At 39.2% G+C, this 7,260-nt stretch carries 6 protein-coding genes; 2 read left to right on the top strand and 4 right to left on the bottom strand.

The features are described from left to right. Window positions 1–134: 134 nt before the first annotated feature. From ACE1CC_RS35840 to ACE1CC_RS35825, 4 genes are all read right to left on the bottom strand, one after another. Window positions 135–2,234: an RAMP superfamily CRISPR-associated protein gene (locus ACE1CC_RS35840; RefSeq protein ID WP_413275210.1), complete on the bottom strand. Its 2,100-nt coding sequence runs from the start codon at window positions 2,232–2,234 to the stop codon at window positions 135–137. Further along, window positions 2,221–4,032, bottom strand: a complete 1,812-nt coding sequence (locus ACE1CC_RS35835; protein ID WP_413275209.1) for a hypothetical protein — start codon at window positions 4,030–4,032, stop codon at window positions 2,221–2,223. The genes ACE1CC_RS35840 and ACE1CC_RS35835 overlap by 14 nt, the downstream gene beginning before the upstream one ends. A 66-nt stretch (window positions 4,033–4,098) precedes the next feature. Continuing rightward, complete coding sequence (locus ACE1CC_RS35830) at window positions 4,099–4,677, bottom strand: hypothetical protein (protein WP_413275208.1); 579 nt, start codon at window positions 4,675–4,677, stop codon at window positions 4,099–4,101. A gap of 19 nt (window positions 4,678–4,696) precedes the next feature. After that, the gene (locus ACE1CC_RS35825; protein ID WP_413275207.1) at window positions 4,697–5,002 is read right to left on the bottom strand and encodes a CRISPR-associated protein Csx3; all 306 of its coding nucleotides are present in this window, start codon (window positions 5,000–5,002) and stop codon (window positions 4,697–4,699) included. Between the two features lie 104 nt (window positions 5,003–5,106). On the opposite strand from ACE1CC_RS35825, the gene ACE1CC_RS35820 reads away from it, so the two are divergent. Both ACE1CC_RS35820 and ACE1CC_RS35815 read left to right on the top strand, forming a co-directional pair. After that, window positions 5,107–6,498, top strand: a complete 1,392-nt coding sequence (locus ACE1CC_RS35820; RefSeq protein WP_413275206.1) for a TIGR03985 family CRISPR-associated protein — start codon at window positions 5,107–5,109, stop codon at window positions 6,496–6,498. Continuing rightward, window positions 6,467–7,048 (top strand): HD domain-containing protein, encoded by a 582-nt coding sequence (locus tag ACE1CC_RS35815; RefSeq protein WP_413275205.1) that lies wholly within the window; start codon window positions 6,467–6,469, stop codon window positions 7,046–7,048. The genes ACE1CC_RS35820 and ACE1CC_RS35815 overlap by 32 nt, the downstream gene beginning before the upstream one ends. The last annotated feature ends 212 nt before the right edge of the window (window positions 7,049–7,260 follow it).

The raw sequence follows: 7,260 nt of genomic DNA, 5'->3' as shown, positions 1-7,260 counted from the left end.
CGGTGTAAAATAATGGTAATAAATTCATTATTTTCGTTAATTAGGTCTTCTTGAGAATAGCAGACCTCTTTTTTTTTGACAACAATCGGTAAACCCCGCACGCAGTAAGGGGTTTACCGATTGTTGTCACCCCGTCAGGTCTTGGCTAAGAATAAAGACGCTTTTTGAATCGCATCTCGCCAAGCTGCCCGTTCGATGATTCGAGCGTAATCAAAATCTGTATCATTTTCAGATAACATTTCTGTTGTTGAAGGGTTTGAATCAGGTTTAGGACCTGTTTTTTGGTGTTGGGATTTTTTAGGAACTGGTTTGGTTAAAAGCGGATCGTTGAAACAAATTTGACCGTAACCTTCAGCAGTTCGTTCACCAATTCCAGCTATTTCTAATTCAGCGAGTTTGGTTGCATCTGACCTGCCTTTAGAAACCTGAAAAACAATACAACTTCCTGCCATCAAACCTACTAAAGAAGGACGGGGTAAACCCCAACGAACTTGCCAAGACTCTGTACGACGAGAACGAGCGATCGCACTAATCGTATCTTCATTATCTGGTTTTACTTGAAGCTCAATTTGTTCTGACAGATTTAATCCTTGATTGAGCTTTTCTTGTAATGCTTTCCGAAAATCTTCTATGTTAGTTGTGGGACGCAGGCGATTATCCCGTAATAAAACATCCGATAACAGCCAAACAACGAGTTCTAATGTTTCAGCTTGCTGATTTTTCCGATCGGTTTTGATAGGTTCAGCTTTAATATCAACTAAACCATAATCATCTTTCTTTGATTGTCCTATTTTTGTCTGCCCCTCGATTGATTTCCACCAATCTTTTCCCAGATAATCTGCCAGTTCTTTCTTTAATCTCAGATGTGCTTGGAAAGTAGTTCCACTTGCTATGTTTTGATAATTATAAATACCACCATTTTCTTTATCTGGACGCTGCACCTCATCCTTAATTGTATTATGAGGTGCTATGCCCGAAGTAAGTTCTTGATAGGTAGGTAAATCATTTTCAAGCATAGAACTTACATAACCTTGACGAGAACCTTTAAGCTGTTTTTCCTCGGGTTCTTTTTCTTGAAATCGATTGTAAATTCCCTTTCTCTCTTTCCAACCTCCTCCAACTTTTTCATAAAATAAAGCAAGGGGAACAGGTCTTCCTCTATCGCCACTTATTTCAACAGTGGCATTAGTCACGATGAAATCTCCTTGCGCGATCGCACAATACAGATTCTTGCTTAGTTTTTTCGCGACAATAGGGAGTAAATATGTTCCGGGAATATAGTCTAAACTTTCAACAACGTTACCGATAGTTCGAGAAGCAATAATAACCGGAGAAAGCGTTTTAATACTCAGCTTAACTTGCACCCATCCGTCTTGTTGCGTGGCTTGAGTATCATCCCAACTTGCACTATCTGTACCTAAACAAAACTTTGGAGGCTCTGCTAGGCTATTATTTTTAACTCTATCTTCTAACCAATCAAGCCAAGGCTTATTTTCGTTAATTACAAACTGGCATTTGCCTGCACCCCGACGGCGTTTTCCGCCTAATTTTTCTACCATTTTTGCACCAGCTAATAGAAGAGCATAGGCGGTCTTTTGCTGTTCTTCATTAACATCATAAAAGTTTAATTCACAAATAGTTTCAAGAACTGCACCTCCTCGTGCCACTTCTTCAAACCGCAAGCAATCTTCTCTAGCACAGCCAGTAGTGGGATCGATGCTGATTCCCGGTTTGATGAAAGTCAAGGTATCTTTAAGAATTGGTTTATTAACGATCGCTTTAACAAATTCGCCTGGAAAATGAGCGGATCTCACCGATACGGTCGCTGGACGGGGATGATGTTCTAAATTAACTTCAGCAAGTGCAGGTTGTTCGCCAAAAAGATAATTTACCCACTGCTGCCACATTCCATTTTCATTGCCATTATCTAACCCCAAGGCAACTAATTCACAAGCATCACGCCAGATACCTGTTAACGTTTTTGCAGGAATGTAAGGAAGTCCATTGAGATCGCGCTGCACTAAGCGGTCAACATCTCCAGGTCGTCCCGCACCCGAACCAATATGCCAGTCACTTTCTAATGTAATCTTAACTTTGAGTGAATTTGAAGGAATTTCAAGGGAAGATGGTGAAGAATTTTCCACTATCAATCGATCTTGTTTTAAAGGTTGCTCCTGCTGTTTAATTGCTTTAGATTTGCCTTTTTGCTTTTGATTTTTCTTATGCTTTGTCATCAACCTGTTCCTCGTTTAATTTAATAAATTCTGCGGCTTCAATTGCATCAAGTAAGCCAGTAATATAAGTTTCTGAATTATCTTCTTGACAAAACAGATAACTTGGGTTCTCTTCAAATTCTAGTTTGTCAATACCTTCTTTGAGGTAGCGCTCGCGAATCAAGCTGTAGCGAGCTTCTGCAACTTCTCGACCTAAAAATAAAGCTTCTCGTAAAGAATGAATCTGACTGTTGGGTAATTTACGACGATTATTATCATTTTCATCTTTAGCTTTCAAAACTTTTACTCTAGTTTGTAGTAACTCCCATTGGTGAACTTTAACCCAGTCTAAGCCTGTTGCTTCTTGTAAATTTGTTATAGGCGTTATCACATAGGGGCGACTATACAGTTTAGTTTTTCCACTATCTTCTCGCAACTTAGCTCTAATTAAATCCAAATCAACATTACTACTGTCGTATAAAACATGAAAATCTAATGCTGAGCAAGGATACGCTTTCCCTTTATCACCTGGTTTATCTTTGACAATTTCCTTAACTTTTTTAGCCGATTTCATTAACTTCTCGGATAATTCATAAGCTATTGAAAACCTAAAGTGAGGTTTAATAATTGTGACTCCTGCACAAGCCGATAATCGTTGTACTCCAAAAGCTGAGTTAGCAGCTTCTTTGATAATAGTAATTTTTCGATTTTCAACAGATTGAAGATTTTGAGTTTCAATTTCAAAGTTAGATAAAAATCTTTGGGTAAATTCTAAAGCCGATCTGCCATCGCATACCACACTTAAATCATCGCCTCCTAAAATTAAAGGGACAATAGGAATTAGTCCTTTACTGTTTTTAGGAAAGGCTGTTAAAGCTTCGATAAAAGCTTTCTCTGTGCAAATATCAAGAGCGATCGAAAACTCCCTTAAAGCATTTGTATAAACTCTATCATCCTGAGATTTAATATACTTGTGAAAATTTAAAAATATTTCACCTAAACCATTGCCATCAGCATGAATTACAGCTAACCAATCTAGTTTGTTTGAACTCGCTTCCTGTTGAAGATTTTCTTCAAAATCTTCTTCATTCAAAGCTCTAATACTCCGAACAAAGTTAAAGTTTTTATCGTATTGTTTCAAAAGATTTTCAATTCTCTTGCGTCCAATTTCTCCATAGCGTCGTTTATTTTTACTAACAGCCGATCTAGTGACGGATTTCTCGTCATTAGTTTTAGTATCTAAATAAGAAGCTGGCAAACCACTGGTAGTGCATTCATCAATAACAGGTAAGCGCAAGAAACGTAAATCAACTGAGGGTTTCTGAAAACGATGTTTTTCATGTTCTTTATGGACATCACGAACAGCTTTACCTAAACCAGTTCCCCACTCAAACTCATGAATAACACCACAAATATCTAAACCGGGAGCAAACCTTGTAGCTTTATGCGTAACGTAGCGAATAATGCTTTTAGCTATGTCTTTATCTTTGGTTAACAAAAGTGCTTTGCCAGAAGTAGCAACGATGATTTCAACTTTACTATCCTCAGCTTCAATGGGTTTATTCCAGCCTTCTATATCTAACAGCTTTTTCCGAAGCTCGTTAGCGCTAATGCTGCTGTCGATCGCGATCGCTTCTTCTACCCATCGACCAACTTCGTGAATTGATTCAGATGCACCTCGAACTTGCTCAACAGCTTCTACAACCCAACTTGTACCAGCACGATAAGTTAACTCGGATGCTCCGATATTTTCTTTGAGTTTATTGGTGGAGAAAATGTAATTTTGATTGCCAGATGTTTCGATGAGTACTAAAAACATAAAATAACCTACACATTTTTCAATTGCAAAAATATGTGTGGGAAGCGCGATCGCTCCCCTTTTTCCCTACTTCCCGCACATATCAATTAAAACTCTTGCCAATGCTTGCACGATCGGGCGAGTGGAAACATCCTCACCTCTTTCTAAATAATGAACGCTACCTCTGAGAATGGGAGTTTCTGTTTCGATGCGATCGCACTTTCCTTCATAGTCGCTATGAATAATCGCAATGATGCTCAAATTTAGCTTTTGACAAAAAACTTCCCATTCCGCAACTTTCGACATTTCCCCTGCTAAAATTACCGCATGAGTCGCATATTGCATAATTAATTCATTCTTGTCATCAATCTTTCCTCCTACATCAATTACCGTCAAAGGTAGGCTGACATTCTTCACATCTAAAGCTTTATTTTCCGCAAATGCCCAAGTGAATTTAGCTTTATACTCTTGCTTTAACTTATCAGCTAAATCTGGGTTATTGCGAACAGCTTCTGCATACCAAGCACCTTCACCATCAGGACAAGCCGTAATGAAATAAGGATAAGGTGCAATTCCGGCGCGATGAAAAGGTAAAATAGCTTGTTTTAAACCTTCACGCAAACAAGATTTTCCCGAATGAGGCGGTCCACAAAGAACAGTTTTCATGGCTAACAACTCACTTGAATTAATCGATTAAATCACCAAGTTTGTAAGCAGGATTATGAGTAATACAGACCACGTATTTACTGAGTTTAGGATCGAAAACACTAATCGCTCCATAAAGATGCGCGACTTTGTGAGTAAGCACGCAAGCAACTGGTAAGGAAGCTGGGCCATTAATTTTGAGCAAACTTCCCCCTTTGAGTTCTCCTTGCTGAGTCATTTCATCCAAGCGGGCGGCTGCATCACGCACAATTTGGTCATTTTGGGCTGGTTCACCAAAGTTAATTTTCAAAACTTCGCCCTCTAGTTCAATTTTGTAAGTGCTCATTGGTTTATTGATTTCAGGAATAAACTCATCATACTGCTCAGTTGGAAGCGGCTATTTCCAACTTAGATTAAACTAAAATTAAATTTCGTTCCGGTCTGCTAATAATGTCAGATCTTTTATTTCAAAATCATCCTCATGTTTCTTTGTTGCAATGCTTGGCACGAGGAACGCTCAAACAAAACCTGCTACGGGCGATTCGTTTGTGGGTATGGCTTTCTACTTTGTATGGCGATCGCCAATCCTTTGCCTTAGAAGACCCTTTCACTTATGCTAATTGGCGAGATGCTTTTTTTAGTCCCACCCATCCGAAAGGCGAAGCCATCCCCTCCTTACACGACTCCCATTGTGCCTGCGCTAGAACCACTGCTAGTTGGTTATTTGATAGTCAGAGCGAAGTTTCTGAACCTCAGTGGCGACAAGCAATACAGACCCAAGCGGCGATGAAGGAGACTCAACTAGACAACTTATTAAAACAACGCTTGTTTGGTGTAACTCGGCGATCGCTTCAGAGTGATTTAGAAACTTTAGCAGAACTAGGATGGTTGGAATATAAACAGCAGCACTATCATCGTGTATCCCAATTTCCTCAGAGTTTACCAGAAAGCCATCTGAACTCAGAACCTATCAAAACCAGTAGCTATGCTTTGAACTTCTTGCATCCAGAACTAGCAAATATTGCTCAAACTTCTGGACAAGTAAATAATGTACAAAGATTTTTCTTGCACGTAGATTACGTAGTTCCTAAAAGTACGATCGATCGAGTTGATGATTGGCAATACCAATTACGCGAACTTTGGGAAGCTAACCCTGTTCCCCCGCTAAAGTTAACTTATCAAAGCGCCAGAGTTAAACAAAGCGTTAAATGTATTGTTTATCCAGTTTGTATTTACTATGTGCAACGGGCTGTTTATCTCTGTGCCTTTGGTGAAACGCCAACTCAAGAAGGGGAATGGTATAACTATCGCTTAGATCGAATTACAAAGATGCAGCCTTTGACATGGAATCATTCCCATCTGCCACCTTGTCTACTGCAAGCTTATTCGATGCAAGCATTACCTCAACCAGATGAGATTGAAGAAAAAATTGCTCAAGCTTGGGGTTTTGATTTTTATCTACAACCCAAATGGATGCTATTGCGATTTGACCGCGAATTCGATCGATACTACATTCAAGAAACCTTCCGTCACGAAACTTTTCAACCCATAAGCTATCAACAAGCGATTCAACTTATTAAAACCCAAACTGTTAATCAAAAGCATCAACAGGAATTATTAAATATTCTCCACTCTCGTTCTCTTGACGATGCTTACTATCGAGTTTACTATCGCGATGGTGATACAAATGTAGGATTGCGTTTGCGGTCTTGGCGACCCAAAGGAGAAGTTATTTTCCCTTGGGAATTACGACAAACTTTGACTTTAGAAGTCCTAGCAGAAGCTCAACTTTATCTTCAGGAATTTAACTATGAAATCACCGATATTAAGCCAAAAATTTGAATTAGCTTTAGTGTATGCGACTCGGTTACACGCCGAGCAAATCCGTAAGGTTGATGGTACACCTTATATTGCCCACTTGCTTTCTGTGGCAGCGATGGTATTAGAAGCTGGGGGAAGTGAAGCTGAAGCGATCGCTGGACTATTGCATGATAGTTTGGAAGATCGAGGTGGCGCTCAAACCAGAGCAGAAATTCGTCAACAGTTTGGGGAAGAAATTTTCAGTATTATTGAAGGATGTACAGAATCGGAAATTATTCCTAAACCCCCTTGGATGGAACGAAAACAGCGTTATATAGCTCAATTATTAATTGCTTCCCCCTCGGTACGATTGGTTTCTCTAGCCGATAAGTTACATAATGCTCGCTCCCTATTGGCTTCATTACATCAATTTGGTGAGGAAGTTTGGACTTATTTTAAAGCTGGAAAAGATTCAACTTTATGGTTTTACAAAGAACTGATGCCAATTTATCGAACAATTAATCAACCCTGGATGTTACAAGAATTTGAGCAATTAATATTCGAGTTGGAGCATTTTAGCTCCATTAAGTAAGTATTTAGCTCAAGTTACTGTTCAACGTTTCTTAATGTGCTTCCCTAGCTTTTTCCTCACCAACAGTTTCAGCCTGACGGGGTGACAACTATGGCTAAAAGGTAGACCGGATAAGCATCTCGGCTCTTCGACCTCGCTGATAATAAGGTCGTTTATGTGGACTTAATGACATTAATTGAGCAGTTTGTTCATTCAATAAAGTCAAAGATTCC

The sequence above is a fragment of the Floridaenema aerugineum BLCC-F46 genome (assembly GCF_041929345.1).
In the GTDB taxonomy this organism is placed as follows: Bacteria; Cyanobacteriota; Cyanobacteriia; order Cyanobacteriales; family Aerosakkonemataceae; genus Floridanema; species Floridanema aerugineum.
The sequence above is the reverse complement of the archived record's forward strand: the minus strand, read 5'-3'. Positions and strand labels throughout refer to the sequence as shown.